This window comes from Ruegeria sp. N7 (assembly GCF_056531345.1).
Genome location: NZ_JBQFLR010000011.1, coordinates 1 through 26,814, shown reverse-complemented (window position 1 = coordinate 26,814; position 26,814 = coordinate 1). Strand labels below are relative to the sequence as shown.

General features: G+C 58.5%; 30 protein-coding genes. 16 read left to right on the top strand and 14 right to left on the bottom strand.

Annotated features, from left to right (window positions below):
• Positions 1-40: 40 nt before the first annotated feature.
• A complete protein-coding gene (locus tag ACR0ES_RS13055) occupies positions 41-1,423 on the bottom strand; it encodes a multicopper oxidase family protein (RefSeq protein ID WP_480870918.1) in 1,383 nt (460 codons plus the stop codon).
• Between the two features lie 160 nt (positions 1,424-1,583).
• On the opposite strand from ACR0ES_RS13055, the gene era reads away from it, so the two are divergent.
• From era to recO, 4 genes are all read left to right on the top strand, one after another.
• The gene (gene era / locus ACR0ES_RS13050) at positions 1,584-2,492 is read left to right on the top strand and encodes a GTPase Era (RefSeq protein WP_480473866.1); all 909 of its coding nucleotides are present in this window, start codon (positions 1,584-1,586) and stop codon (positions 2,490-2,492) included.
• Positions 2,489-2,818 carry a DUF1491 family protein gene (locus ACR0ES_RS13045; protein ID WP_480487133.1) on the top strand — a complete coding sequence of 110 codons (330 nt, stop codon included), beginning with the start codon at positions 2,489-2,491 and terminating at the stop codon, positions 2,816-2,818. Before era ends, ACR0ES_RS13045 begins: the two co-directional genes overlap by 4 nt.
• Positions 2,819-3,011: 193 nt before the next feature.
• Positions 3,012-3,800 (top strand): metallophosphoesterase, encoded by a 789-nt coding sequence (locus tag ACR0ES_RS13040; protein ID WP_480487131.1) that lies wholly within the window; start codon positions 3,012-3,014, stop codon positions 3,798-3,800.
• 188 nt (positions 3,801-3,988) lie between these two features.
• Positions 3,989-4,714: a DNA repair protein RecO gene (gene recO / locus ACR0ES_RS13035; RefSeq protein WP_480832631.1), complete on the top strand. Its 726-nt coding sequence runs from the start codon at positions 3,989-3,991 to the stop codon at positions 4,712-4,714.
• Here the strand turns inward: recO and ACR0ES_RS13030 are convergent.
• The 3 genes from ACR0ES_RS13030 to ACR0ES_RS13020 all read right to left on the bottom strand — a co-directional run bounded on the left by ACR0ES_RS13030 (position 4,698) and on the right by ACR0ES_RS13020 (position 7,629).
• Entirely contained in the window at positions 4,698-5,090 is a 393-nt protein-coding gene (locus ACR0ES_RS13030) for an META domain-containing protein (protein ID WP_480832633.1), read from the bottom strand. The two genes, recO and ACR0ES_RS13030, sit on opposite strands and share 17 nt — an antisense overlap.
• Positions 5,091-5,130: 40 nt before the next feature.
• Positions 5,131-5,685 (bottom strand): hypothetical protein, encoded by a 555-nt coding sequence (locus ACR0ES_RS13025; RefSeq protein ID WP_480494620.1) that lies wholly within the window; start codon positions 5,683-5,685, stop codon positions 5,131-5,133.
• A gap of 252 nt (positions 5,686-5,937) precedes the next feature.
• Positions 5,938-7,629: an acyl-CoA dehydrogenase family protein gene (locus ACR0ES_RS13020; protein WP_480483752.1), complete on the bottom strand. Its 1,692-nt coding sequence runs from the start codon at positions 7,627-7,629 to the stop codon at positions 5,938-5,940.
• Between the two features lie 144 nt (positions 7,630-7,773).
• Between ACR0ES_RS13020 and ACR0ES_RS13015 the strand changes: the two genes are divergently transcribed.
• A complete protein-coding gene (locus ACR0ES_RS13015; protein WP_480870917.1) occupies positions 7,774-8,538 on the top strand; it encodes a sulfite exporter TauE/SafE family protein in 765 nt (254 codons plus the stop codon).
• A gap of 4 nt (positions 8,539-8,542) precedes the next feature.
• Here the strand turns inward: ACR0ES_RS13015 and ACR0ES_RS13010 are convergent, their stop codons facing one another.
• The 3 genes from ACR0ES_RS13010 to ACR0ES_RS13000 all read right to left on the bottom strand — a co-directional run bounded on the left by ACR0ES_RS13010 (position 8,543) and on the right by ACR0ES_RS13000 (position 11,387).
• Positions 8,543-9,088 (bottom strand): hypothetical protein, encoded by a 546-nt coding sequence (locus ACR0ES_RS13010; protein WP_267364195.1) that lies wholly within the window; start codon positions 9,086-9,088, stop codon positions 8,543-8,545.
• 33 nt (positions 9,089-9,121) lie between these two features.
• Positions 9,122-9,412, bottom strand: coding sequence for a hypothetical protein (locus tag ACR0ES_RS13005; RefSeq protein WP_209506363.1), 291 nt, complete (start codon positions 9,410-9,412; stop codon positions 9,122-9,124).
• A 376-nt stretch (positions 9,413-9,788) separates the two neighbouring features.
• Positions 9,789-11,387, bottom strand: a complete 1,599-nt coding sequence (locus ACR0ES_RS13000) for a phosphoenolpyruvate carboxykinase (protein WP_480832637.1) — start codon at positions 11,385-11,387, stop codon at positions 9,789-9,791.
• Between the two features lie 345 nt (positions 11,388-11,732).
• On the opposite strand from ACR0ES_RS13000, the gene ACR0ES_RS12995 reads away from it, so the two are divergent.
• Genes ACR0ES_RS12995 through ACR0ES_RS12965 form a run of 7 tightly spaced genes read left to right on the top strand, consistent with a single transcriptional unit; the run spans position 11,733 to position 17,154 of the window.
• On the top strand, positions 11,733-12,437 hold the full coding sequence (locus ACR0ES_RS12995) for a response regulator transcription factor (RefSeq protein WP_267364197.1): 705 nt from the start codon (positions 11,733-11,735) through the stop codon (positions 12,435-12,437).
• A gap of 31 nt (positions 12,438-12,468) precedes the next feature.
• On the top strand, positions 12,469-14,187 hold the full coding sequence (locus ACR0ES_RS12990) for an ATP-binding protein (RefSeq protein WP_480483748.1): 1,719 nt from the start codon (positions 12,469-12,471) through the stop codon (positions 14,185-14,187).
• 3 nt (positions 14,188-14,190) lie between these two features.
• Positions 14,191-14,661, top strand: coding sequence for an HPr kinase/phosphorylase (locus ACR0ES_RS12985; RefSeq protein ID WP_480774136.1), 471 nt, complete (start codon positions 14,191-14,193; stop codon positions 14,659-14,661).
• The gene (gene rapZ / locus ACR0ES_RS12980) at positions 14,658-15,539 is read left to right on the top strand and encodes an RNase adapter RapZ (RefSeq protein WP_480507422.1); all 882 of its coding nucleotides are present in this window, start codon (positions 14,658-14,660) and stop codon (positions 15,537-15,539) included. The genes ACR0ES_RS12985 and rapZ overlap by 4 nt, the downstream gene beginning before the upstream one ends.
• Positions 15,536-15,928 (top strand): PTS sugar transporter subunit IIA, encoded by a 393-nt coding sequence (locus tag ACR0ES_RS12975; protein ID WP_267364203.1) that lies wholly within the window; start codon positions 15,536-15,538, stop codon positions 15,926-15,928. The genes rapZ and ACR0ES_RS12975 overlap by 4 nt, the downstream gene beginning before the upstream one ends.
• 16 nt (positions 15,929-15,944) lie before the next feature.
• Positions 15,945-16,214: an HPr family phosphocarrier protein gene (locus ACR0ES_RS12970; RefSeq protein ID WP_209506323.1), complete on the top strand. Its 270-nt coding sequence runs from the start codon at positions 15,945-15,947 to the stop codon at positions 16,212-16,214.
• Between the two features lie 40 nt (positions 16,215-16,254).
• Positions 16,255-17,154, top strand: coding sequence for a lysophospholipid acyltransferase family protein (locus tag ACR0ES_RS12965; protein WP_480870915.1), 900 nt, complete (start codon positions 16,255-16,257; stop codon positions 17,152-17,154).
• A gap of 47 nt (positions 17,155-17,201) precedes the next feature.
• Here ACR0ES_RS12965 and ACR0ES_RS12960 read toward each other — a convergent pair whose 3' ends face one another.
• Positions 17,202-18,077 (bottom strand): 3-hydroxybutyryl-CoA dehydrogenase, encoded by an 876-nt coding sequence (locus ACR0ES_RS12960; protein WP_209506328.1) that lies wholly within the window; start codon positions 18,075-18,077, stop codon positions 17,202-17,204.
• A gap of 164 nt (positions 18,078-18,241) precedes the next feature.
• Here ACR0ES_RS12960 and ACR0ES_RS12955 point away from each other — a divergent pair, with 164 nt between their 5' ends.
• Complete coding sequence (locus tag ACR0ES_RS12955) at positions 18,242-19,045, top strand: DUF6473 family protein (RefSeq protein WP_480870913.1); 804 nt, start codon at positions 18,242-18,244, stop codon at positions 19,043-19,045.
• Between the two features lie 59 nt (positions 19,046-19,104).
• Here ACR0ES_RS12955 and ACR0ES_RS12950 read toward each other — a convergent pair whose 3' ends face one another.
• The 6 genes from ACR0ES_RS12950 to ACR0ES_RS12925 all read right to left on the bottom strand — a co-directional run bounded on the left by ACR0ES_RS12950 (position 19,105) and on the right by ACR0ES_RS12925 (position 23,371).
• Complete coding sequence (locus ACR0ES_RS12950; RefSeq protein WP_480494607.1) at positions 19,105-20,034, bottom strand: electron transfer flavoprotein subunit alpha/FixB family protein; 930 nt, start codon at positions 20,032-20,034, stop codon at positions 19,105-19,107.
• A complete protein-coding gene (locus ACR0ES_RS12945; RefSeq protein ID WP_209506332.1) occupies positions 20,034-20,792 on the bottom strand; it encodes an electron transfer flavoprotein subunit beta/FixA family protein in 759 nt (252 codons plus the stop codon). The genes ACR0ES_RS12950 and ACR0ES_RS12945 overlap by 1 nt, the downstream gene beginning before the upstream one ends.
• 200 nt (positions 20,793-20,992) lie before the next feature.
• Positions 20,993-21,565, bottom strand: coding sequence for a cob(I)yrinic acid a,c-diamide adenosyltransferase (locus ACR0ES_RS12940; protein WP_267364209.1), 573 nt, complete (start codon positions 21,563-21,565; stop codon positions 20,993-20,995).
• Positions 21,565-21,768, bottom strand: coding sequence for a twin transmembrane helix small protein (locus ACR0ES_RS12935; protein ID WP_209506337.1), 204 nt, complete (start codon positions 21,766-21,768; stop codon positions 21,565-21,567). The genes ACR0ES_RS12940 and ACR0ES_RS12935 overlap by 1 nt, the downstream gene beginning before the upstream one ends.
• A 76-nt stretch (positions 21,769-21,844) precedes the next feature.
• Complete coding sequence (locus ACR0ES_RS12930; protein WP_480870911.1) at positions 21,845-22,672, bottom strand: SDR family NAD(P)-dependent oxidoreductase; 828 nt, start codon at positions 22,670-22,672, stop codon at positions 21,845-21,847.
• Between the two features lie 69 nt (positions 22,673-22,741).
• Positions 22,742-23,371, bottom strand: a complete 630-nt coding sequence (locus ACR0ES_RS12925) for an SH3 domain-containing protein (protein ID WP_480870909.1) — start codon at positions 23,369-23,371, stop codon at positions 22,742-22,744.
• Positions 23,372-23,572: 201 nt separating this feature from the next.
• On the opposite strand from ACR0ES_RS12925, the gene ACR0ES_RS12920 reads away from it, so the two are divergent.
• The 3 genes from ACR0ES_RS12920 to ACR0ES_RS12910 form a co-directional block, all read left to right on the top strand.
• A complete protein-coding gene (locus tag ACR0ES_RS12920) occupies positions 23,573-25,921 on the top strand; it encodes a DNA topoisomerase IV subunit A (protein WP_480870907.1) in 2,349 nt (782 codons plus the stop codon).
• 96 nt (positions 25,922-26,017) lie between these two features.
• The gene (locus ACR0ES_RS12915; protein ID WP_480487110.1) at positions 26,018-26,611 is read left to right on the top strand and encodes a hypothetical protein; all 594 of its coding nucleotides are present in this window, start codon (positions 26,018-26,020) and stop codon (positions 26,609-26,611) included.
• Between the two features lie 112 nt (positions 26,612-26,723).
• Positions 26,724-26,814: GTP-binding protein (locus tag ACR0ES_RS12910; protein WP_036223564.1), on the top strand; the 91-nt coding region annotated here is incomplete at its 3' end.

Below are 26,814 nucleotides of genomic sequence, written 5' to 3'. Positions count from 1 at the left end.
CTATCCGTCGGTCCGGTGTCGGGCCGACGGCTTTCATTTATCACTCCACCCGGAAAAACCCGGTCAGCCCGGTTTTCTGATGTTCGATCACATGGCAATGAAAGGCCCAGTCGCCGGGGTTGTCCGCCACCAGCGCGATGTCCGCCACCTCATCCTTCAACAGCAGCATCGTGTCGGTCATCAGCGGAGGCAGGGTGCGCAGGTTGGATCGCAGCGGCACGAAGGCCAGCCCGTGCAGGTGGATCGGATGCAGGTTGGGCGACTCGTTGCGCAATCGCAGGACATAACTATTGCCCTGTTCCAGAACCGCCAGCGGCCCGGTGCCCTGCGCTGCATCACCCGGCCAGGGTTTGCGGTTGATCGACCAGAAACTATACCCCAGCGTGCCGCAGAACCCGTCATTCGGGGCACCGCCCTCCGGGGTCCAGCCAAAGACGAACTCATGCAGCTCCGCGCCGTTTGGATCAGGTCGCACAACGGGATTTGCACGCAGCGGGCGCAGCTCTCGCAGATCGCGCGCCGCTGATGCGCCGTTAGCCCGCAAGCGCGCCATGGCGCGGTGCGGCTGGCCGGGAAACTTGGCCATCAGGTCCGCCGACCGCCCTTCGCCCTCGGGCATCCGGACGGCAAAATCCACCCGTTGACCGGGGCCCAGCAACAGCGGTTCATCCGCCGTTGGCACCGGCAGGTCGATCTCGACCGGATGCCCGTCCCAGGCGATGATCCGGGTCTCGGCCCCCTCGGGATGCAGCTTATAGATGCGGGTCGTGTCCGTGTTGACCACCCGCAGCCGTACCAGACTGCCCGCCGCGTGCTCATAAATTGCTGTGCTCTGCCAGTTGGCGGTCTGCACCGTGCCAAACGTGCCCGCCCGCGCCGCACCCCGCGCCGTATAGGCAGGCAAGAACGCGTCATCCTCGTCCAGACGGAAATCCCGCAGATTGATCACCTGTTCGCTGTCGAACCCCGGCTCGTCCGGCTCGGCAATCACCATCACGCCGGTCAGCCCGCGCGCCATCTGCTCCATCGTCATGCAATGGGGGTGATACCAGTAGGTCCCCGCATCCGGTGGCGTGAACTCATAGGTGAAACTTTCGCCCTCGCCGATGGGCATCTGGGTCAGGTAGGGCACCCCGTCCATCTCGTTTCGGATGCGCAACCCGTGCCAGTGCATCGAGGTATAATCCGGCAGCGTATTGCGCACACTCAGCCGCATAGGCTCGCCCTGCCGCCCATGCAGAACCGGCGGCGGCGCATCGGGCGACAGGCTGACCATCCCTGAGGTCAGCCCTTCTCGCAGCCGGTAACTGGCAGGTTGCAGCACCAGCTCCTGTGCTGCATCACCTGCCGCCAGCGACCATCCGCCCAACCCGAACGCACCGGCGGCAGCACCGCTTCCAAGAAGAAACTCGCGACGTTTCATGAAAACCTCATTGAAAGGATTTGCTGCCGGGCTGGAACTGGCTGGGCATCTATGCCTGTCCTGCCACCGCAAACGCAGGGCCGCAATGCGACAAATCCCTCTGGCCCGCCGCCCCTTTCTGCTATAGGGGGGCGCAGTTGCAGACAGGATTGCCAGACACATGACCACACGCGCCGGATTTATTGCCCTGATCGGAGAGCCCAACGCAGGCAAATCCACCCTCCTGAACCGCATGGTCGGGGCAAAGGTCTCGATCGTGACCCATAAGGTGCAGACCACCCGCGCCCGTATCCGCGGCGTTGCGATGGAAGGCGATGCGCAACTGGTCTTTGTGGACACGCCGGGCCTGTTCAAACCGCGCCGCCGTCTGGACCGTGCCATGGTCGCCGCCGCTTGGGGCGGGGCCGCCGATGCCGATATCGTCGTGCTGATGGTCGAGGCGCATCGCGGCATCACCGAAGGGGTCGAACGCATCCTCGAAGGGCTGGCCGAGATCGGGCAGGGCCGCACCATCGCGCTCGCCATCAACAAGATCGACAAGGTGCCGTCCGAGAAACTGCTGGCGCTGACCAGCGACCTGAACGCGCGCTACCCCTTTGCCGAAACCTTCATGATTTCGGCCGAGAAAGGCCACGGCGTCGACGACCTGCGCAAATGGCTGGCGGGCGAATTGCCCGAAGGCCCGTGGCTGTATCCCGAAGACCAGATCGCCGATCTGCCCCTGCGCATGATCGCCGCTGAAATGACGCGCGAGAAGCTGACCCTGCGCCTGCATCAGGAACTGCCCTACCAACTGACGGTCGAGACCGAAAACTGGGAAGAACGCAAGGACGGCTCGGCCAGAATCGATCAGGTCATCTATGTCATGCGCGACGGCCACAAGGGCATCGTTCTGGGCAAGAAGGGCGAGACGATCAAGGCCGTCAGTCAGGCCGCGCGGGCGGAACTGGAAGAGTTCCTCGACCGCAAGATCCACCTGTTCCTGCAAGTGAAAGTCCGGCCCAACTGGCTTGAGGAATCCGAGCGCTATTCGGAAATGGGTCTGGATTTCAAAGACGGCAACGCATGACCCGCCTGACCGCCGATTTCTGGGTTCACGCCTATCTGGCGCGGCTCCGGTTTCAGGAAATCCCCGCCTTTGTCGTGGCCCATGGCGATGACACCGCGGGCGCGGTTCTGGTCAAGCTCAACACGCTCGACGGGCAGGCCACCGCCTTTCAACGCAGCTTTGATCTGATGAGCGGCGAACGCACATGGGTCGAACTTTCCTCTGGCCCCGAGAGCGACGTGGATCACGCCATCCAGCGCCAGCGCAGCTTTGACCCCGACCTCTGGGTGATTGAGGTCGAAGACCGGCAAGGCCGACACCTGCTGGGCGAAGAGGGGCTGGAGTAGCGGGCCAGACGCATGTCGGCTTTGAGGCCAAGTCGCTGATGCTGCATACAGAGCAAACTGTACCAGTTCCGCGCGAAGCTGCCGTCGTCGCGGAATGGCTGGAATCTCCATACAAGACTGGCAGCTACTCGCTATTGCAGTTAGCGTACCCGAAGCTGGCGACAATTGTTTAATCTAAGTTTAAGGGATTAGAATGACCAAAATCATTTGGATGTCCGATCCTCATTTCCAGAATGAAGGTACAATCGACGGGCTAAACCCACGAGCGCGGCTCGCTGCTGCCATCAATCATGCAAACACCCATCACGCTGACGCTGATTTCGCGATACTGTCCGGAGATTTGGTTGGGGATGATATCGAGGGTGACTATACCGCATTGGCGGGATACCTCGCCAAGTCTAAGTTGCATATCTATCCGATGATGGGAAACAACGATGACAGGGGTGGATTTAGATCCCATCTTCCTTTGCCCGAAGACACGATGCCTGATTTTATCCAATTCGCCCTAGAGACCGCTGACGGTACAGTGGTTTGCTTGGACACCCATAAGGTTGGCTCCCACGCAGGCCAATTTTGCGAAGTGCGGCGAGGCTGGTTGGATAGCCTGTTGAGCAGGAATGACGATCGCCCCGCTTACATCTTCATGCATCACCCGCCGTTCGCGCTTGGATTGCCTAAACAAGATGAAATCAGACTTGAGGACGAAGAAGCTTTTTTGAATGTCGTTTGCCGCCATACAAACGTGAAGCACTTATTCATGGGGCATGTTCATAGGCCTACCTGTGGGACAGTTCGTGGTATCCCTTTCGCGACATTGGGTGCGTTGTCGTTTCAAGCGCCAGCACCGCGTCCTCCTTGGGATTGGGATAGCTTCAAGCCTGCTAAAGAAGCACCACAATACGGAGTGCTTGAAATATCGAACGGCAACGTGACCCTGCAATATACGCAATTCTGCGATTTCACCCTCGGTATGGACGACTAAGCGGGAATAGTAGACCTCGGCGCATCCGCAGCGAATTGGCACTTCGTCCCACTTAGATCACTAGCCCCCTGCCGTCGGACCAGGCGATTCACGTATCTTTCCGCGTTTGATGTGCAAAACCATTGCAGAACGGAACCCTTCACGATTTTCTGGGAACACCACAACTTAATCACCGACAGGACCCCGAATTGGACTGGCGCGATCACGGCATCCTACTGACCTCTCGACGCCACGGCGAAACCTCGGCGATTATCGAGGTCTTTACCGAATCCCACGGGCGTCATGCCGGTGTGGTGCGGGGCGGAACCAGCCGCAAGATCGCACCGATCCTGCAACCCGGCGCACAGCTGGATGTGCTGTGGCGTGCGCGGCTGGAGGAACATATCGGCACCTTTCAGGTCGAACCCCTGCGCTCGCGCGCGGCGGCGGCGTTTTCCGGGCGGCTGGCCCTGTCCGGGCTGAACGCCGTCGTGTCGCTTTTGTCCTTCTGCCTGCCCGAACGAGAGGCGCACCCGGCGCTCTATACCCGGACCGAGCGGTTGATGGACCTGTTGGGACAGGATGAGATCTGGCCGCTGGCCTACCTGCGATGGGAGCTGGCGCTGCTGGACGAGCTTGGCTTCGGCCTTGACCTGACCGCCTGCGCCGCGACCGGCACGACCGAGGGGCTGGTTTATGTGTCGCCCAAGACCGGGCGCGCCGTCAGTGCCAAAGGGGCCGGGGAATGGGCAGACAAGATGTTGCCGCTGCCGCCCTGTCTGCGGGGTGAAGGCACCGTGCCGGATGCCGAGATTGCCGAGGCTTTGCGCACAACAGGATATTTCCTGAACCACCGCGTCGCCCCCGCGCTGGGGCATAACCCTTTGCCCGAGGCGCGCGCGCGGTTCGTGGATCAGGTCACTCGGCGGCTGTGAACACCATCTCGTGCCCGTCTTCATTGCGCAGGATCAGCACATCGCCCGACACTTCGGATTGGGTCATGGCCAAAAGGGCGGCGAAATAGACCCCTTCGGCCTCAAGCCCGGCGCAGGCGGCCCGCGTTGCTCTCAGGTCCTGAATTTCGAACCACGGGTAGGGCGCGCTCAGCGTACCGTCATAGCCGTTGCAGGGGGCATTTCCGGTTATCCTGCCCTCTTCTGGGAACCGTAGCAAGGCGCTGGCGGCAAAGGGCTGTCCGTCGATCTCCTGCAACGCCCATGTCCGGTCTGCCGCGCCATAAGCGGCAACGGATTCATCCCTGTCGCATTGAAACAGGGCCATCAAAGGCAGGGTCAGGATCAGGCGTGTCATGGCAGGGTTCTAGCGTATCAGCCCTATCGGCGAAACCGGGTCAGTAGGGCAAAGACCCATTCAGAAGCCGCTCGCGCACTTCCAGCCGAGGTGCCCAGTTGTATCGCGTATCCTCGCGCACCGGCGCCCAGAACAAGGCACCGCTGTTGCGCCAGGGGTCGAGGATGATACCGTCATACATCGTGTCCCCCTTGGCGCTGATCGATGCCGAATGGTGGATGATGCGAAACGGGGTTGGAGGCGACGTGGCCCAGTTCAGGTCCAGCGTCCGGAAATTTTCCTGCCGCAAGCGTTTGGTCATCGCTTCGGCCCAGTCATTGCACAGACCCTTTTCGCGGAACCCGTTGATGACCTTGGCATTGTGGATGATCGCCGGGTCGGTGACGTTCCAGTCCTGCTTCAGCTGCTGCGAATAGGCATAGGCAATCGTGGCCGCTTGCTGTGCCTCGGTCGGATCGACATTGGGCCCAAGCGCCTGGATCGACTGCGCCAGCGCGTCCACATCACTCCGGCTCACCGTCGGCTGAGACGTGGTGCAAGCCGCCAGAGCAAGAGCCGCAAGAACGGCCCAAATGGCAAGGAAAGGTCGGGTCATGCGGTATTCCAAAAGTTAATTTCGACGCCTCGTGTCCGGTTGATGCTGTACCGGTGAAAAGGGCGGGATCAAAGGGGGAAGTTTTGAAACACGCAGGTCAGATATGACCGTTACGCGGGCCGCGAGGGGCGATGGTATGTTTTGTACAAAACGTACTCTGCACGGTTCGGACCGCGTACAGATTGTACAAAACAGGAAAAAGACCCGGCGCAAGCGCCGGGCCAGTCGGGGAAACAGGACTGCCGGAATGGGTCACCCGAGCAGACGTCGTGCGATGACCTGTGCCTGAATTTCGGCAGCCCCTTCGAAAATGTTAAGAATACGCGCGTCACACAGAACGCGGCTGATCTTGTATTCCAGCGCGAAGCCGTTACCGCCATGAATCTGCAACCCGTTATCCGCCGCAGCCCAGGCCACACGCGCACCAAGCAGCTTGGCCATACCGGCCTCAAGGTCACAGCGCTGGCCGTGATCTTTTTCCCATGCGCTGAAGTAGGTCAGCTGACGCGCGATCATGATTTCGACCGCCATCATCGCCAGTTTGCCAGACACGCGCGGGAAGTTGATCAGGGATTTTCCGAACTGCTTGCGGTCGATCGCATATTGCATGGCGATGTCCAGCGCACACTGTGCCACGCCGATGGCGCGGGCGGCAGTCTGGATGCGCGCACTTTCGAAGGTTTCCATCAACTGTTTGAAACCTTTGCCTTCTTCTCCGCCCAGCAGGTTCTCACCCTTGACGTGGAAGCCGTCAAAACCCAGCTCGTATTCCTTCATACCGCGATAGCCCAGAACCTCGATCTCGCCACCGGTCATGCCGGGGGTTGGGAAGGGGTTCTCGTCTGTGCCCGGTGTCTTTTCCGCCAGGAACATGGACAGGCCGCGGTGGTCGGTGCTGTCGGGGTTGGTCCGCGCCAGCAGGGTCATCACATGGGTTCGCGCGGCGTGGGTGATCCAGGTCTTGTTGCCGGTGATCTTGTAATCGCCATTCTCATCCTTGACCGCGCGCGTGCGCAGGCTGCCAAGGTCTGAACCGGTGTTAGGTTCCGTGAAAACGGCGGTCGGCAGGATCTCGGCACTGGCGATCTTTGGCAACCACTGTGCCTTTTGCGCGTCGGTGCCGCCCGCGATGATCAACTCGGCCGCAATCTCGGATCGGGTACCCAGCGAACCCACGCCGATATAGCCACGCGACAGTTCCTCGGACACCACGCACATCGACGCTTTGGACAGGCCAAACCCACCGAACTCCTCGGGGATGGTCAGACCAAAAACGCCCATTTCCGCCAGTTCTTCAATGATTTCCAGCGGAATCAGTTCATCCTTCAGGTGCCAGTCATGCGCGTTTGGTTCGACCTTTTCCTGCGCGTAGCGGCGGAACTGGTCCCGGATCATCTCAAGCTCTTCATCCAGACCGGACGCGCCGAACATCGTAGCTCCGGCCTGATCCTGCATCAGCGCAACCAGACGGCTACGTGCGGCCTGAGAATTGGCCCGTGCCATCAGGGTCTGTACTTCGGTCGATTGAAAGCCCGACAGCGCGTCCCAGCCAAGACCCATATCCTGAAGACGCACCACCTCGCCCTGGTTCATCGGAATACCGCCCGCGACCTGATGCAGATATTCGCCAAAGGCTATCTGGTGCAGCAACTGCTCGATCTCGCCAAATTTACCATCGGCTTGCAGCGCTTCTGCCCAGCGCTGCATCTGTTGCAGCGACTGCGAATATGTCGCCAGCCAGGCCAGACCATGCGCGGCGGTCTGATTTGCTTCGATCAATGCGCCAGAAACCCGGCCCTCAGCAGTCACCATGCCACGCACGGATGCGCGGGCTTTTTCAAAAACGGCGTCCACAGCAGGCACGGCGGCCCGCGTTAAATCCAGAAGATCGGGCAAAACTGCATCAGTTGTCATTTGGGTCATATCCTGTCCGTCATGGGCCATGAATCGCGTCCTTTCCTCGGTCGTCTGGTCATATCATGCTGCACGTGCAGCGCAACAAAAATACTCAATTTGCTGCTAGAAAGTTCAAAAATTACCTTATCATTTTTGCAATGCAGAAGAAAATCCAGATGATATCTAGAAGGCATGGACCTGTTTTCCCTTCTGTCGCCGCAAGAGCTGTTACTTGCCATCGCCGTCGCCTTTGCCGCCGGATGGGTCAAGGGCATGGTTGGATTTGCCATGCCCATGGTGTTTGTATCTGGCCTGAATTCGTTTCTGCCACCGGATCTGACCCTAGCAGGGCTTATTCTGCCGACCCTTGTCACCAATGGCGTTCAGGCTTTTCGCGGGGGCGCCAGCGCCGCACTCAGCTCTATTCGCCGGTTTCGGGTGTTCCTGGTCGTTGGCGGTGTTTTTCTGGTACTGAGCGCACAGCTGGTTACGCTGGTGCCCGGTTCGGTCTTCCTGCTGCTGATCGGCGCATTCGTGTCCTTCTTCGCCCTTGTGCAGGTTCTGGGCGTCAGGCTGGTGCTACATCATCCATCAACCGGTGTTGAGGCTATTGTTGGCGGCGTCGCCGGGTTCGTGGGTGGCATGTCGGGAATCTGGGGTCCCCCCACAGTTGCTTATCTGACGGCTTTGAATACCCCGAAGGCCGAGCAAATCCGAATTCAGGGAGTCATCTATGGATTGGGGGCGGTCATGTTACTGGCCGCGCATGTCTGGTCCGGTTTTCTGCGGGTGCAAACGGTTCCGTTTTCAGTAATACTGATCTTTCCTGCCATGCTTGGCATGTGGGTTGGTTTGAAATTGCAGGATCGCATCGATCAGGCCAGCTTTCGCAAGGCCACGCTGTTCGTTTTACTGGTGGCGGGATTGAACCTGCTGCGGCGTGGCCTGTTGGGCTAAGGCGCTAGCCCGGTCGCCTGTCTGCAAACCGGAACGCGAAGTAGAGACCCAGCATCAGAAAGAACAGGCCCGAGATGTCGCCGATCAGGAACGCGATGTATTCAACCGTTGCACTGCCAAAGACCAGATTGGTCAGGCCAGAGACCAGAATGGATGTGGCTATGCCCACGCCCATAACGCAAATCCAGCAGGGTTTGCGGTTCGGGTTGGGGAACAGGTCCCATCCGACAGCCTTGAGCAGATAGAAAACCGCAGGAACTGTCAGAACCGCGACAGCAATTGCCAGCAGGCGGGTGGGCAGGAAAACATCCGTTCCCGCCAGATAAGCAAAGACGATGAACACACCCGGCAGCAACGCAAATACCGCACGCCACCCCAGCAGCCAGGCCGACAGGACCCGCACGCCATGCGGCAAAAACAGCAGGCTCGCCCGGCTTGGGTATTCCGGAAAAAACACGTTCTGCATTGGCATCAGCACGGCGAAGGTCAGTATCGACGCCAGCACATAAGCCAGTGAAGCCGCAAGGGTGTCAGTCGCCCAGCCGCGCATTGCGATCACATCACCGTGCGCGCACGGGGCGCGTCATCTGGGGGCATGAACGATGTACCGCCCGCGATTGGCGCTGCCGCTTTGCGAAAGATAGCCTTTTTCGACCAGCGATTTCAGCGCGCGGAAAAAAGTTGGGCGTGAAATGCTTTGGACCAAAGTATGCTCGATCAAACCGAACGTACGCACTTCCTGAGTGGATTTTGAAAGCTCTTCCGCGGCGTAATAGATGTCGCGCTCAACCGGAGATAGTTTTTCCAGCCCAAGCGTCCGCTCCATGCTTTGCATCAATTTGCGTAGTTCGGTGAGTTTCGAGATTTCCGTCATGGTGTTACCTGTAGTTTTCTGTGCCAACCGCCGCCTGTCCGCGACCATTTGAACCACGCTGATCGCAATACTAACCAACCAGTCCCATGTTGACACTCATCCCCGTTTACTTAGACTAGAAGCCTGATTAGGTTGCTCAATCCAGCGTTGTGAGTGTGCGCATATGAGCTTCCATAAAGTCCTTTCAGTCAGTGCCCGGCGCGAATGTGCCGGGCTTTTTCGTCTCAACAGTAAATATGCCTAGCGCAGATCGCACTTTGAAACAACGCACTTGTGTGTGCTTTTAACGACATACAACTATAAGATGAGTATTCGGCGGACAGCAAAAAAGCTACGGATCGGCAAAAAGAAAGGGGCCTGACGGCCCCTTTTTCGTTTATCCGATTGCGACGGCTTTGATGTCGTCGTCAATGAACGGCAGATACTGCTCAAAGTTCTCGGCAAACATCTGCACCAGTTTCTCGGCCTGCTTGTCGAATGCGGCCTGATCATCCCAGGTCCGACGCGGGTCAAGCAGAACTTCGGGGACGCCCGGAACAGAGACGGGAACGTCAAAGCCGAAATTGGCGTCCTTGCGGAACTCGGCGTCGCGCAGTGAACCATCCAGCGCTGCGGTCAGCAGGGCGCGGGTGGCCTTAATCGGCATCCGGCTGCCGACACCATAGGCGCCACCGGTCCAGCCTGTATTGACCAGCCAGCAGGTCGCGCCGTGCTGGGCGATCTTGTCGCGCAGCAGGTTGCCGTAGACTTCCGGGCGACGCGGCATGAACGGCGCACCAAAGCAGGTCGAGAAGGTGGGTTGCGGTTCTGTAACGCCACGCTCGGTCCCCGCCACCTTTGACGTGAAGCCCGACAGGAAGTGATACATTGCCTGTGCAGGCGTCAGCCGCGCGATCGGAGGCAGTACACCAAAGGCATCGCAGGTCAGCATGATGATGTTCTTCGGATGACCACCCAGCGCGCTTTTCGAGGCGTTCGAGATATACTCAAGCGGATAGGCGCAACGCATGTTCGCTGTCAGCGAGTCGTCGTCGAAATCCAGTTTCTTGGTCTCGGGGTCAAAGACCATGTTTTCGATCACGGTGCCGAATTTCGAGGTGGTCGCATAAATTTCCGGCTCGGCTTCGGCGTTCAGGTTGATGGTCTTGGCATAGCAGCCGCCTTCGAAGTTGAAGGTGCCCCGATCCGACCAGCCGTGCTCGTCATCTCCGATCAGCGTGCGCGAAGGATCAGCGGACAGGGTTGTCTTGCCGGTGCCGGACAGACCAAAGAACACGGCGGTATCGACCGCGTTTCCGACAGCATGGTTGGCCGAGCAGTGCATCGGCATCACGCCTTTTTCCGGCAGCATGTAGTTCAGCAGGGTAAAGACGGATTTCTTGTTCTCACCCGCGTATTCGGTGCCGCCGATCAGAATCAGCTTGCGGTCGAAGTTCAGCGCAATAACCGTCTCGCTACGGCAGTTATGTTTGGCCGGGTCAGCCTGAAAGCTGGGGCAGTTGATGATGGTGAAGTCCGCGGTGAACTCGTCCAGATCCTCGCGATCCGGGCGACGCAGCAGGTGACGGATGAACAGGTTGTGCCAGGCAAGCTCGGTCACCATGCGCACGTTGATCGCGTAGGTCGGATCGGCACCACCGACGAGATCCTGCACGAAATAGTCGCGGCCTTTCATATGGGCCAGCATGTCTTGGTAGAGGGCGTCAAATCCCTCGGGGGTCATCTCGGCATTGTTTTCCCACCAGACAGTGTCAGCCACGCTGCTGGTTTTGACGACGTGCTTGTCCTTGGGCGATCGACCGGTGAACTTGCCAGTGGTGACCAGAAAGGCACCGCCATTCCCAAGTGTACCTTCGCCGCGCTTCAGCGCTTCTTCGATCAGCGCCGGTTCCATGAAGTTATAATAGACATTGCCCAGACCCTCGATGCCCTGATCCTCGAGGCGGAATTGCGGGTTAACCCGTCCAGATGTCATGTGTATCTTCTCCTGTGGCGGCGCGGGGGCTTTGGGCCCTGAGGCGCCTTTGGGGCAGTGTACCGGGAAAACCGGCGGTTGGGCGCGTCTTACCACGGTCGTTCAGGACATGAACAGGCGGGTTTGACGCAGTTAGCGCAACCAAGTTCGGGTTTAGCGCCATCACAAATTCAATGACCGAGAACCGGGCATATTTTTGCGGGCATAAAGGCAAATTTGCCGCAGACCTGCCGCAACAAAGGCACGATTCGCAGTTACGGATTGATTCGGCGTCTTAAAACCGCCAACAATGCCTTACAAATAAGCGAATTATTGCGCGAGTGAGCAGGAATAGGGGTGAGCCCGATGTCAAAGATTGCACTTGTGGATGACGATAGAAACATTCTGACGTCTGTATCCATGACACTCGAAGCCGAAGGTTTCGAGGTTGAAACTTATAATGATGGCCAGGCCGCGTTGGATGCGTTCAACAAAAAGCTGCCTGATATGGCCGTACTCGATATAAAGATGCCGCGAATGGATGGCATGGATCTGCTGCAACGGCTGCGTCAGAAAACGCAGATGCCGGTGATTTTTCTGACCTCGAAAGATGATGAAATCGACGAGGTTCTGGGTCTGCGCATGGGCGCGGATGACTATGTGAAAAAGCCCTTCTCGCAACGGTTGCTGGTTGAGCGCATCCGCGCTCTGCTGCGTCGGCAAGAAGCAACAAGCGGCGACGCGATTGCGGCCAATAGCAACGACACAAAGGTTATGGAACGCGGCGACTTGCGGATGGACCCGCTGCGCCATGCGGTCAGCTGGAAAGGGAATGATGTATCCCTGACCGTGACCGAATTCCTGCTTCTTCAGGCACTTGCCCAGCGTCCGGGTTTCGTCAAAAGCCGCGACCAGCTGATGGATGTGGCCTATGATGATCAGGTTTATGTGGATGACCGGACGATCGACAGCCACATCAAGCGTCTGCGCAAGAAGATGCGCGCGGCTGATCCCGAGTTTTCGGCGATCGAAACCCTTTATGGTATCGGTTATCGGTACAACGAAGAATAGGCGCCACGCCAGCAAGGGGTAATGGGCTCTCGTGCGCGACACCGAAGCAGCCAGCGAACTACGTGACGGTGACGTCGTACTCGGGGATGACTGGGTCATTCCCGACGATACCGAGTCAGCGGAACTGAGGGAAAAGCGGTCCCAGAGAAACCTGTTTTCTCTGCGAGGCTCGCCTTTGGCGCGCAAGATCATCACCTTCAACCTGATCGCGCTGGTGATCCTGGTTACAGGATTGCTGTATCTGGACGATTCGCGGAAAGAGACGGTTCAGCAGACGGCGCGCAATCTGCTTGGCGATGCGCAGCTGGTCAGCAACGTCTTTGAAACCCAGCTGCGCCAGGGTGCGCAGCACACCGCGCAGGATGCTGGCAACCTCGACGTCAGAGATACGCTGTCAGGTTTGACACTTCCTGAAGGCGGGGAAGTCTTTGTCTATGACGCCAGTGGCACCCTGATTGGCTGGACACGCGGTGCCCCGCAAGTGTCGGCCATGCCGGTTCTTCTGCAAACCAATTCCGAGCTGCAAACCGGCAGCACGGTGATCAGCGACACGTTGAACGCGGTCTGGATCGGTGTGTCGAACCTTCTCAACTGGTCGACCGAGGTCGAGGCACCGACTCTGGCACAGCGGGTGCAGGGAATTATCCCACAGGCGCTGGCAGGTCAAAGGCAGGTTCAGGCAGTTCAGGACGCCGCAGGTGAGACCGTGATCGTAGCCGCTGCTCCGATTCTTTACGAGGATACCCCTGCCGGAGCAGTTGCCATCACAGGCCCCGCCGGTGAGATCGACGCACTGGCCCGCCGTGAGCAGGAGCGCATTCTGCAAATGTTCGTGGTGGCTTTGCTGGTTTCGGTGGGCCTGAGCCTTGTGCTGGCTTCGACCATCGCCAACCCGTTGGCAGACCTGGCCGCAGCGGCGGAAATGGGTAAGGATCGGGGCACAGGGGTCAATCCGGGGCGCATTCGCATACCTGATCTTAGCGCCCGTCCGGATGAAATCGGTCGCCTCAGCCGCGCTCTGCGGGGCATGGTGACTGCTCTGTATAATCGGATCGACGCAAACGAACAGTTCGCCGCTGATGTCGCCCATGAAATCAAGAACCCCTTGGCCAGCCTGCAATCCGCTGTTGGCACGCTTCGCATGGTCAAGCGCGAAGATCAGCGCGACAAGCTGCTGGGTGTAATCGAACATGACGTTCGGCGCCTGGACCGGCTGGTCAGCGACATCTCGAACGCGTCACGTCTTGATGCGGAACTGGTTAAGGAAGAAGAACAACCCTTTGATCTGCTCAAGCTGATTGGCAATATCGGTCAATATCTGGGTGAAGACGCGCGGTCCAAGGGGATCGACTATATCACCGATCTGCCATCCGAACCGATTGTCATCAACGGGCTTGAGGCACGGCTGGCGCAGGTGTTCGTCAATCTGATCACCAATGCCATTTCCTTCTGTGAAGAAAGTGATGCCATCCGCGTCTGGGTACGTCAGCGAGACAACCGTGTTCTTGTCGTGGTCGAAGACACCGGGCCGGGTATTCCGGAACAGGCCTTGACCAAAGTGTTCAAGCGTTTCTATTCGCAACGCCCGGCAGAGCACTTCGGTAACAATTCGGGGCTTGGTCTGGCCATCTCGAAACAGATTGTCGAAGCCCATGGCGGCGTAATCTGGGCTGAGAATATCCGCCCGACCGAAGCGGATATTACGTCAGACCCGCTAGGGGCACGCTTTGTGGTGGGGTTACCTGTATAACTCATGCAAGCAGGTTCTCTGTCAGACGCCAAAGACCGGGACAGCGCTTGTGTTCATGCCTCATGCGTAACAGTTGCCGGGCGCGGGCTGTTGATCGTCGGTGCCTCGGGCGCGGGAAAATCGGCACTAGCATTGCAGATGATGGCCTATGGGGCGGGTCTGGTCGCGGATGATCGGGTCGAACTGTCAAGGCGAGACCATCAGGTCATTGCCGCCGCCGTGCCGCAGATACAGGGTTTGATCGAGGCCCGTCACATTGGTTTGATCAAAGCGGATGTATTCGGACCGGTCTCCTTGGACTATGTTGTGGATCTGGATCAAAATGAGCCACAGAGGTTACCTGCCGAGGCGACAATCGTGCTGCTGGGGCAAGCTGTTCCCTTGCTTCGCGGGGCGGGCGTGCCCAACTTGGCCGCAGCGTTGATGCAGCTTCTGAAGAATGGGCGTGTACACCCGGAATGGCCGAACAAATGACAGAGCAACGGCGGATCGTGCTGGTAACAGGCCCATCAGGGGCCGGAAGATCCACAGCCATTCATGTACTGGAAGACCTGGGTTTTGAGGCCATCGACAATCTGCCGATGGGCCTGCTGCTGCGCCTGCTGGACAGCGCGGACAGCGACCGCCCAATGGCGCTTGGCATTGACGCCCGCAATCGCGATTTCTCGACAATTGGGTTTATCGAACTGGCCGAAAGCCTGGGCCGCATGGCGCGGGTGGATTTGACCGTTTTGTATCTGGATTGCAGTGATGACGTATTGGTGCGCCGGTTTTCGGAAACCCGCAGGCGGCACCCTGTTGCCAAGAATGCCAGCCCTGAGACCGGTGTTCAGCGTGAAAAAGAGCTGCTGGCCCCCATACGCGAGATTGCAGATACCCTGATCGATACAAGCCAACTGAACGTGCACCAGTTACGGGAAGAAGTTGAAAACTGGTTTGCGCCCCAGGGGGGGCGACATCTGGCAGTTTCAATCGAGTCGTTTTCGTACAAGCGGGGCCTTCCGCGTGGGCTGGACATGGTCTTTGATTGCCGGTTTCTGGCGAACCCCTATTGGCGCCCCGAGTTGCGGGCGGCGGATGGGCGACACTCGGACGTTGCGCGCTATGTCCAATCGGATAAGAATTACGAACCCTTTCTTGGACGGGTGATGGATTTGCTTACCTTGTTGCTGCCGGCCTTTCGGGCCGAAGGAAAAGCACATCTGTCGGTGGCTTTCGGATGCACGGGTGGGCAACACAGATCCGTCGCAATGGCAGAAGCCGTTGCAAAGGCCCTTGCAGAGGATGGGCAGCAGGTGGCAATTAGGCATCGCGAGATGGAACGTCGGTCGTTGAATGTGAGGTCGGATTGATCGGAATTGTGATCGTTGCGCATGGCGGTTTGGCCCAGGAATACCTGGCCGCCACACAGCATGTGGTCGGGCCGCAGCCCGGCCTTGTGGCCATTGCGATCGAACCTGACCACGACAGGGATGAAAAACAGGCGGAAATCTGTCGTGCGGCTGACGCAGTCGATATGGGCGACGGTGTTGTCGTTGTAACCGACCTGTTCGGCGGCAGCCCTTCAAATCTCAGCCTGCGGGCCTGCGCCCCTCAGGATCGGCGGATATTGTATGGGGCAAACCTGCCAATGCTCATTAAATTGGCCAAAAGCCGCCACTTACCCGTTGGTGATGCTGTCCGTCAGGCAATGGAAGCTGGACGGAAATACATCAATGCGCAAAATGTGACATTGGACTAAAACCGGATTGATGAATATGACCACCCGAAGCCTGAAAATTATCAATGAAAAAGGTCTGCATGCCCGCGCATCGGCGAAGCTGGTCGAGGTTGTGGAAGGTTTCGACGCGCATGCCGAGGTGTCGAAGGACGGAATTTCTGCGTCAGGCGACAGTATTATGGGCCTTTTGATGTTGGCAGCATCACGCGGAACAACTATTGACGTCGAGACCTCCGGACCGGATGCTGAAGCATTGGCAGAAGCTCTGGAAGCGCTTGTGAACGACAAGTTCGGAGAGGGGTTCTAAGCTGCCCTTGCCGGGACAGGAAGAACGGGAAGACCAGGAATTGGCGGAAACGACGCACGAGACCAAGACACGCCCGGTGGTGGATGGGACCGCAGATCAGGGCGAGATCTACGACCGTAGAACTCTGACCTATGCGAACTCGTTCGACGATGCCTGGACTTCGACGGCCATTCGCGCCATCGAATGGTGCACGGGCAAGCTGACCATTTTGCGGATGGTCAACAAATTCGAGAAAAAGAATGAATTTTACCGGGGACAGCGGTTCTGGGGCGGTGCGCTTGAGGTGATGGGGATTGACCTGACCACACCGCAAGAACAGATTGCCCGTATTCCAAAAACCGGCCCCGTCGTTGTCGTTGCCAACCACCCTCACGGAATGGTGGACGGTATGATTCTGGCCGAGTTGATAGGGCGGATCCGCAGTGATTATCGCATTCTGACCCGCTCGGTCCTGACGGGTCTTGATGAGGCCGCGACGTCTTTCATGATCCCGGTTCCGTTTCCGCATGACCCCGAAGCGCAGGCCAAGATGCTGGAAATGCGTGGCAAGGCGATGGACCATCTGAAAGACGGCGGTGTCGTGGCGCTGTTCCCGTCCGGTGTCGTCATGTCTTCGGATGACTGGTTTGGCCCTGCGGTCGAGCGCGAGTGGAATGTGTTCACCGCAAAAATGATCCGCCGTTCAGGCGCGCGTGTGGTGCCGATTTTCTTTCCCGGCAGCAACTCGCGCTGGTACCAGATCGCCAACAAGCTGTCGCCGATCCTGCGGCAAGGCTTGTTGCTGCATGAAATCGTCCGCTCGTGCAAAAAACCGCAATCGCCGGTCATTGGCGATCCGATCTCGGATCAAGATATGGAACAGTTGGAGAAAGACCCGCGTGGTTTCATGACCTGGCTCAGAAACCATACATTGTCGCTGGGCAAGTCAGGCAAGTCCTGACCCGTGTTTTCATCTAACCGATACCGTACCGGGCACGGGCGGTTTACTTAACGTGTCGGAACCGGCACCTCGCCGCGATAGTCATAGAAACCGCGTTGCGTCTTGCGCCCCAGCCATCCGGCCTCGACATATTTGGTCAATAGCGGGCAGGGGCGATACTTTGTATCAGCCAGACCATCATGCAAGACGTTCATGATGGCAAGACATGTGTCCAGCCCGATGAAATCCGCCAGTTCCAACGGCCCCATGGGGTGATTCGCACCCAGCTTCATCGATTGGTCGATGGATTGGACGCTTCCGACACCTTCATACAGCGTATAAACGGCTTCGTTGATCATCGGCATCAGGATGCGGTTAACGATGAAAGCCGGGAAATCTTCGGCGCTGGCGGCCGTTTTGCCCAACCGGTCCACGACCGCCTTGCAGGCTTTGAAGGTTTCCTCATCCGTTGCGATACCGCGGATCAGTTCCACCAATTGCATGATCGGAACCGGGTTCATGAAGTGAAAACCCATGAAACGTTCAGGCCGGTCCGTACGACTGGCCAGACGCGTGATGGAAATGGACGACGTATTCGACGTCAGGATCGTATGCGGCAGGAGGTGCGGTTGCAGATCTTCGAAAATGGCCTGTTTGACTGTTTCCCGCTCGGTCGCGGCTTCGATCACCAGATCGGTCTGTCCCAGCTGCGGCAATTCAAGGGTGGTTGTAATACGCTTCAGGGCCGCCTGCATCGCATCGTCAGTGATCTTGCCACGTGATGCCTGACGCGCCATGTTGCCTTCGATCGTGGCCATTGCGCTGTTCAACGCATCCTGACTGACATCATTCAGCAAGACATCGTATTCCGCCAAAGCCAGAACATGGGCAATGCCGTTGCCCATCTGACCCGCGCCAATCACCCCGACTGATTTAACTTCCATGTTCAGCTGCCTTTGCCCTGGAGGATACCGGGACAGTATCGGCAGACCGGGGCGGGCGGCAAGGGGATCGAACCGGTCAATTTTGCTTCAAATGCGCGCATTAGGAGATTCTCAATACCTAAGGCCGCAAATTGGCAATTGGGTGAAAATTTGGGGGGCTTGGTATGAGCTTTCATCGTGTAAGCAACGGCACAGAGGCCACGTGCCAATATGCAGGATCAAATCTGTGGTTTCGGTCGCCGCCCGGAAATCTTGATACGCCTTATGTGGCCTGCCTGGGTGGAGAAGAGACGTTTGGCCGGTTCGTGGAATATCCGTACCCGGCATTGCTTGCAAAAAGGTTGCCGAAACCTTGTATCAATTTTGGTAACCTTTTTTGCGGGGCTGACGCGTTGCTTGCCGACCCGGGGGTACTAAACCTTGTCAACGGATCGGACCGTTGTGTGCTGCAAGTGCTGGACGTGCCCTGCCAGTCGAACAGGTTCTATCGCGTGCACCCGCGTCGGAATGATCGGTTTCTTGAACCTTCGCGCGATCTGCTGGATCTTTATCCCGAGGTCGATTTCACGGAAATCCACTTTGTCAGGCATTTGCTGGAACGGTTGCGGGCCACAAAGGACGCGCGCTTTGAGGTTGTGGCACAAGAGTTGCGAGAGACTTGGTTGCGCAACACATCCGAGCTGATACGCCGGATCAAGTCGGGGGTTGTTCTTCTCTGGCTGCATATACAGCGACAGGAGGACCGGCATCGCGATCTTGTCCTGCCCGACGCTGACATGATCGAACAGGTTCGACAGCTATGTGCCGATGTCGTGGAATGCTCGGTCAGTGTGTCCTCCTTGTCAGACGAGATCGAGGACGTGTTGTTCGGGGCGCTGCAACAGCCTGTGGCCGAGCATATGCTTGGCCCCTCGGCGCATAGGGAGATAGCTTTGAAGCTTGAGGTGGCTTTGAGGGGATTGAATTGAAAAAGGCCCGCTTGGTGGCGGGCCTTTGGTGGTTGTGGGGCTCTGATCCCGGGCTGTGGTCAGCCGAGTTTTTCGGTCAGCTCAGGGACTGCCTGGAACAGGTCGGCAACCAGTCCGAAGTCGGCGACCTGGAAGATCGGCGCTTCTTCGTCCTTGTTGATCGCAACGATGACCTTTGAATCCTTCATGCCCGCAAGGTGCTGGATTGCGCCCGAGATGCCGACGGCGACATAAAGATCGGGGGCAACAACCTTGCCGGTCTGACCCACTTGCCAGTCGTTCGGGGCATAGCCCGAGTCCACAGCGGCGCGCGACGCGCCAACCGCAGCACCCAGCTTGTCAGCCAGAGCTTCAATCAGCTTGAAGTCTTCTTCCGAGCCGACACCACGGCCGCCCGAGACAACAACGCCAGCCGAGGTCAGTTCCGGACGGTCACTTGCGGCCACCTTGTCTTCGACCCACGACGAAAGGCCGGGATTGTCGCCGACCGAGACGGTCTCGACCGCAGCCGAGCCGCCGGTCCCCGCCGCGTCGAAGGACGCTGTGCGGATGGTGACGACCTTCTTGGCGTCGTTCGACTTCACGGTCTGGATCGCGTTGCCCGCATAGATCGGGCGCTCAAACGTCGAGCCATCGACCACGCCCGAGGCATCCGAGATCACCATCACGTCCAGCAGGGCTGCGACGCGCGGCATTACGTTCTTGGCGTCGGTGGTCGCGGGGGCCACGATATGCTCGTACCCATCGGCCAGACCCACGATCAGCGCGGCGGTCGATTCCGCCAGGCGATGACCCAGCGATGCGTCTTCGGCAACCAGCACCTTGGACACGCCGTCGATCTTAGCGGCAGCCTCGCCGGCAGCGGCGGCCGAGCCACCTGCGGCCAGAACGGTCACGTCACCCAGCACCTTGGCAGCGTTTACTGCCTTGGCAGTGGCGTCCAGCGCCAGTTCGCCATTGTTGACTTCGGCAAGCAGAAGTACAGCCATTACACAGCCCCCACTTCTTTGAGTTTCGAAACCAGCTCATCCACCGAGCCAACGATGATACCTGCGGCACGTGCCGGCGGTTCTTCGGTCTTGACGATTTCCAGGCGCGGCGTGACGTCGACGCCGTAATCGGCGGCGGTTTTCTCATCCAGCGGCTTTTTCTTCGCCTTCATAATGTTGGGCAGCGACGCGTAGCGCGGCTCGTTCAGGCGCAGGTCAACGGTCACGATGGTCGGCATCTTGACGCTGATGGTCTGCAACCCGCCATCCACCTCGCGGGTGATCTTGGCACTGTCGCCTTCGATATCCAGTTCCGAGGCAAAGGTGCCCTGCGACCAGCCCAACAGGGCCGACAGCATCTGACCGGTGGCGTTCATGTCGTTGTCGATCGCCTGCTTGCCCGCCAGAACGATGCCGGGCTGCTCTTCCTCGACCACCTTGGCCAGGATCTTGGCAACTGCCAGCGGCTCGATATCGGTGTGCACATCATCCGTCGCAACAACAAGGATCGCGCGGTCGGCACCCATGGCCAGCGCGGTCCGCAGCGTCTCTTGCGCCTGCTTCACACCAATCGAAACGGCAACAACTTCGTCTGCCTTGCCAGCCTCTTTCAGGCGAATGGCCTCTTCAACCGCAATCTCGTCGAACGGGTTCATCGACATTTTGACATTGGCGAGATCAACACCGCTACCGTCCGCTTTCACGCGGACCTTCACATTGTAGTCAATCACGCGTTTGACAGGTACCAGTACCTTCATTGTAGCGCTTTCTCCTCAAAAAAACGGCAAGCCGCGAAGGCGACTCCACCAATGCTCTCGTCGGACTTGATAACGTCTGCTGCACCCGCAAAACAGAGCAAAATCGTCACGTCGTCGCGTCGGGACGTCGCGTTTTGCAGTTTTTTACCTTGAGGCACGCAAGATTGTTGCCCGAACTGGGCCTGTTTTCAGTGAAATATTCAGCGGTTTGCGCCGGGAACCCACAGCACGTCGTCCTTGCCATCGTTATTTGCGCACCGGGCCGCGACGAAAAACCAGTCACTTAGCCGGTTGAGGTATTTGACGGCCACATCGTTAACCGGTTCCATATTCGTCAACTCGACCGCCAACCGCTCGGCGCGACGCGATACGGTGCGGCACACGTGCAAATGCGCGGCCAGCCGCGAACCGCCCGGCAGGATGAAGCTGCGCAGCGGTTCCAGTGTTTCGTTCATGATGTCAATTTCGGCTTCCAGCCGGTCGATCTGAGCGGATACGATTCGCAGCGGTGGATAGTCCGCTTCGGCATCCTTCTCCATTTCAGGGCGGCAGAAATCAGCGCCAAGATCAAACAGGTCGTTCTGAATCCGCGACAAGGCGGCATCGACTTCGCCTTCGGCCTCGGTGCGGGCCACGCCAACAAAAGAGTTCAGCTCGTCCACTGTTCCGTAGGCGGCAACGCGGCCCGAATACTTTGCCACACGCTCGCCATTGCCCAGAGCGGTTTTGCCGTCGTCGCCGGTGCGCGTGTAGATTTTGTTGAGCACAACCATTACTGCACCCCTTGCCCGCGTAGATAGACGTATAGCACGATCAAAATAACGGCGATGAACTGAAAGAGGATACGCAGGCGCATCATCTTGTTGCTTTTCTTAGCTGCTTCCATGCCGCTTTTGCCGAAATTCGCGATTCCCAGGGCTAACACAACGACAACCGCCGCCATGGCCAGAAGCAGAATGACCATTAAAGGGTCCATTTAAAGTCACCGTCCGGTTTTTTCGATTATCCCCATCTAGCGTCAAGGTGACGAAAAGCGAACGGGAAATAACGTCTCAGATATCCGAAAGGATGCGATCCGTGGCTTTTGTGGGCAGAATCCGGCGCAGAACCCCTGCGACATATGTCGGGGTGGTCACATAGTAGCGTGGTTTGGGGCGGCGCGCCTCGACCGCATGGGCCAGCTTGTCGGTGACAGCAGAGGCGGGCAGTTCGAACCGGTCGGGCGCACTGTTTTCGTATAGTCGCTTCAGCAGCGAACCTTCGTATTTTTCCCGCAGGGCCGAGTTCTCCCAGTCGATGTATTTTTCGAACACCGGGATTGCCTTTTCCCTGAGCTTTGAGGTGATCGGGCCGGGCTCGATCAACACGACCTGAATGTTTGCATCCCGCAGCTCCAGCCGCAAGGTGTCGGTCAGTCCTTCGATGGCGTATTTGGTGGCCACATATGCGCCGCGCCAAGGGAATGCGACAAGACCAAGTACCGAGGAACATTGCACAATCCGGCCGTGACCCTGTTCCCGCATGACGGGAATAACCTGTCGGGTCAGTTCGTGCCATCCAAAGACATTGGTTTCAAAGATATGACGCAGAGCGTCTGTCGGGACGTCTTCAACCGCACCGGGCAGCCCGTGCGCGCCGTTGTTGAACAGTGCGTCCAGTGTTCCGTCCGTTGCCTCAAGTACATATAACAATCCCGAGGAAATGCTGTCGGGTTCGGTATAGTCGATTCTGGGGCTTTCAAACCCTTGCGCGCGCAGGCGATCACAGTCGCGCTGCTGTCGGCAGGATGCAAATACACGCCAGCCTCGCGCACGCATTCCGTGTGCTGCGTCCAGCCCAATGCCCGACGAGCATCCCGTAATAAGAATCGATTTCTGCATGTGCCTTCCGAAGCTGAACCCCGCCAAAAGCTAGGGCGGGGTTTGCGGCAGGGCAATGACGTCCGGGCGTCAGTTTGATGTTTTCCGGACAAGTGATGCTGAAATCCACCCAACCTGTTGCGCGGGCAACACGCGCAGGCGCAGCCAGCCGGTGCCGGAATCGCTCAGGACCTCGACCCGTTGGCCAAGCGCGGCCTTGCCGATGATGGGATAGATCGTGCCGGGGCCATCGCGCAGATTGACCCGGGTACCCGAAATCTCGCGGATGTCGGTCTGGGCCTCGGCAGGCGTGGGCAGTTCGACTGTGGGCAACTCGGCATCGGTGACCACCTGCTCCAGTGCGGTCACACCCTGTTCCAGTGATGCCAGGGTCAGGGTCACGCTTTCGTCTTGAAACAGCGAGGGATTGGCTTTCAGGCCAGCCGCGACCTGCGAGAGGAGGGCCTTTGTTTCGGTCTCACCCAACTGGGTTACCGCCTCGGCAACAGGTGGAACCACCAGTGCGGGTTTGACGGCGGCACGGGTGACCAAATCTTCGACAGGTGCCGGTTCAATGACCGGGGCAACCGGTTCTGCCACGACAGCCACGCGTTCCGGTTTGGCAGGGCGCACGCCGCGCGGTTCAAAATCAGGGCCACCGCTCATCACGTAAAAGGTCCAGCCGAGCGCGGCAAAGGTAACAAGTATCAGGCGCGTCATGGCGCATCCCCCAAAGCAATCGTAACATCAACAAATGGCAGCAAATCAATTGATGAGATCTTAGCATATTTCGGGGGACGAGTCGAAAAATGGGGGAAAACAACACGGTGTCTCCCCCTGTTGCAAAAAGCACGACTTTTCCCCAGCAATTTATGTGCTGCTCGCTTTACCAAGGCGCACTTGCGGCGTATCACATCATATATGAACGATACGATCGATGACCCCAACATGCAGGCCCCCACAGGTGGGGGCGAGGTGGCGGAACCGCTGCGCCGCGCGATTGGTGAGCGGTATCTGACCTATGCGCTGTCCACCATCATGCACCGGGCGCTGCCCGATGCGCGGGACGGGTTGAAGCCGGTTCACCGCCGAATCCTCTATGCGATGAGAGAGTTGCGACTCAGTGCAACCGGAGGTTTCCGGAAGTCTGCCAAGATTTCCGGCGACGTGATGGGCAACTATCACCCGCATGGCGACGCCGCGATTTACGACGCGATGGCGCGTCTGGCACAGGATTTCAACGTCCGCTATCCGCTGGTCGACGGGCAGGGCAATTTCGGCAATATCGACGGCGATAACCCGGCGGCCTCGCGCTATACCGAAGCGCGGATGACCATCGTGGCCGAGGCGCTGCTGGAAGGGTTGAACGAAGACGCCGTTGATTTTCGCGACAACTATGATGGCACGCTGACCGAACCGGTCGTGCTGCCCGCACAGTTCCCGAACCTGCTGGCCAATGGCGCAAGTGGTATCGCGGTGGGGATGGCGACGAATATCCCGCCGCACAACATCTCGGAACTCTGCGACGCTTGTCTGCATCTGATCAAGACGCCGGACGCGCGCGACGACACCCTGTTGAACTACGTGCCCGGCCCTGACTTCCCAACCGGTGGCGTGATTGTCGAGCCGCCCGAGAACATCGCGCAAGCCTATCGAACTGGCCGAGGCTCGTTCCGGCTGCGCTGCAAGTACGAGGTTGAGGATCTGGGGCGCGGCCAATGGCAGATCATCGTCACCGAGATTCCCTATCAGGTTCAGAAGTCCAAGCTGATCGAGAAGATCGCCGAACTGATCCAGACCAAGAAAATCCCGATCCTTGCCGATGTGCGCGACGAATCCGCCGATGACATCCGCCTGATCCTCGAGCCGCGCTCCAAGAATGTGGACCCTGAGGTGCTGATGGGCATGCTTTATCGCAACTCGGACCTCGAGGTGCGGTTCAGCCTGAACATGAACGTGCTGATTGACGGGGTGACGCCCAAAGTCTGCTCGATGAAGGAAGTGCTGCGCGCTTTCCTTGATCACCGGCAAGAGGTGCTGATCCGCCGCTCGCGCCACCGCATGGCCAAGATCGACCACCGGCTGGAAGTGTTGGAGGGCTTTATCGTTGCCTTCCTGAACCTCGACCGTGTGATCGACATCATCCGCTATGACGACGACCCCAAAACCGCGCTGATGCGCGAGGATTGGGGGATCGACCATGTCCGCGCCACCAGCGAGGCCGACTATGTCTCACCCAAACCGGGCGAGGGCGAGTTGTCCGAGGTTCAGGTTGACGCGATCCTCAACATGCGCCTGCGCAGCCTGCGCCGTCTGGAAGAGATGGAGCTGGTCCGAGAACGCGATGAGTTGATGCTGGAACGTGCCAACCTCGAAGACCTGTTGGCCGACGAAGGCCTGCAATGGGCCAGGATTTCCGAGCAGTTGAAAGAGACGAAAAAGACCTTCGGCAAAGATTACGAAGGCGGCGCGCGCCGCACGCGGTTCGCCGAAGCGGGCGAGGTCGAAGAAGTGCCGCTTGAGGCGATGATCGACCGCGAACCAATCACGGTCGTCTGCTCTCAGATGGGCTGGATTCGCGCCATGACCGGTCATATCGACCTGACCCGTGAATTGAAGTTCAAGGATGGCGACGGGCCGCGCTTTATCTTCCATGCGGAAACGACCGACCGGTTGCTGGTCTTCGCTTCGAACGGGCGGTTCTATACTGTCAGCGCGGCCAACCTGCCCGGCGGGCGGGGCATGGGCGAACCCCTGCGCCTGATGGTCGACCTGCCGAACGAGGCTCGGATCATCGATATCCTGATCCACAAGCCGGGGCGCAAGCTGCTGGTGGCTTCGGATGCGGGCAACGGGTTCATGGTGCCCGAAGATGACGTGCTGGCGCAGACGCGAAACGGCAAGCAGGTGCTGAACGTCAAGGACAACGAAACAGCAGTGATCTGTATACCGGTCGAGGGCGACCACGTTGCAATCGTGTCCCAGAACGGCAAGTTCCTTGTCTTCCCGATCGAGGAATTGCCCGAAATGACCCGCGGCAAGGGCGTGCGCCTGCAAAAATACAATATGGCACGCGGGCGGCAGGGGACGCTGGAGCTGGATGGCGGTCTGTCTGACATCACCACCTTCAACTGGGAGGAAGGCCTGAAATGGTCCATGGGGGGCGACAAGACCCGGCATGAGGCAGATATGTCCCAATGGCTGTCCAAGCGCGCCAGCGTAGGGAAAAAAGCGCCCTATGGTTTCCCGCGGGACTATAAGTTTTCGTGATCCGGCCTCGGTTGCGGTAGAAATCCACCGATACGGCTTGGCACAACCCGTATCGGTGCGCTAGACCAAAGAAAAACAGGCCTATCGAGAAGAGACATGTTGCGCATTCTGACCCTGATCACCGGATTGGCCCTGATGGGCGCTTGCACCCAGACACAGGTTTATGAACCGCCCGAGTCACTGGGGGAATTCAAGCTGCGGGTCAACTACGCCTTCGCTGACAAGGCCGTGCAAGGGCCAGTGTCGCGCGACGCAACGCCCGACGAGTGGACGAAGGCCATCCAGAATGCGGTCGATATTCGTCTGGGCCGTTATGAAGGCACGCAGGAATACGACATCGGGATCAGCCTGGAAGGCTACATGCTGGCGCCTCCGGGAATCCCGATCATCTACAATCCCAAAAGCACCGCGATTGTGTTGGTCAACGTCTATGACGTGAAGAAAGAAAAGTTTCTGGCCAAGGGAAAGCAGTTCCAGGTGCTGGAAGACACGACCGGAGGCAGTGCGCTGAAAGGGTCGGGGCACGAGCGCACCAAAGAGGAACAAATGGCCGGTCTGTCATTGAAAGTTGCCGACCGGGTCGAAGAGTGGCTGGCTGAAGAACATGAAGACAAAGGTTGGTTCGAAAAACGGCCAGACCTGATCCAGCCCCTCGATTCCACCGAGGTTACGCAAAATCCGGCGGGATAAGCGCATTTCCCTCAGGATGTGCTTGATTTTCCCCTTTGAACCAAATATCTCGCGCGCGCAGATAGTAACCCGGGACCAAGGGTCCCCCAAATCGCAAAAGGGCGCCTGAGGAATGGCAAAGGAAAAGTTTGAGCGTAATAAGCCGCACGTCAACATCGGCACGATTGGGCATGTTGACCACGGCAAGACGACGCTGACCGCAG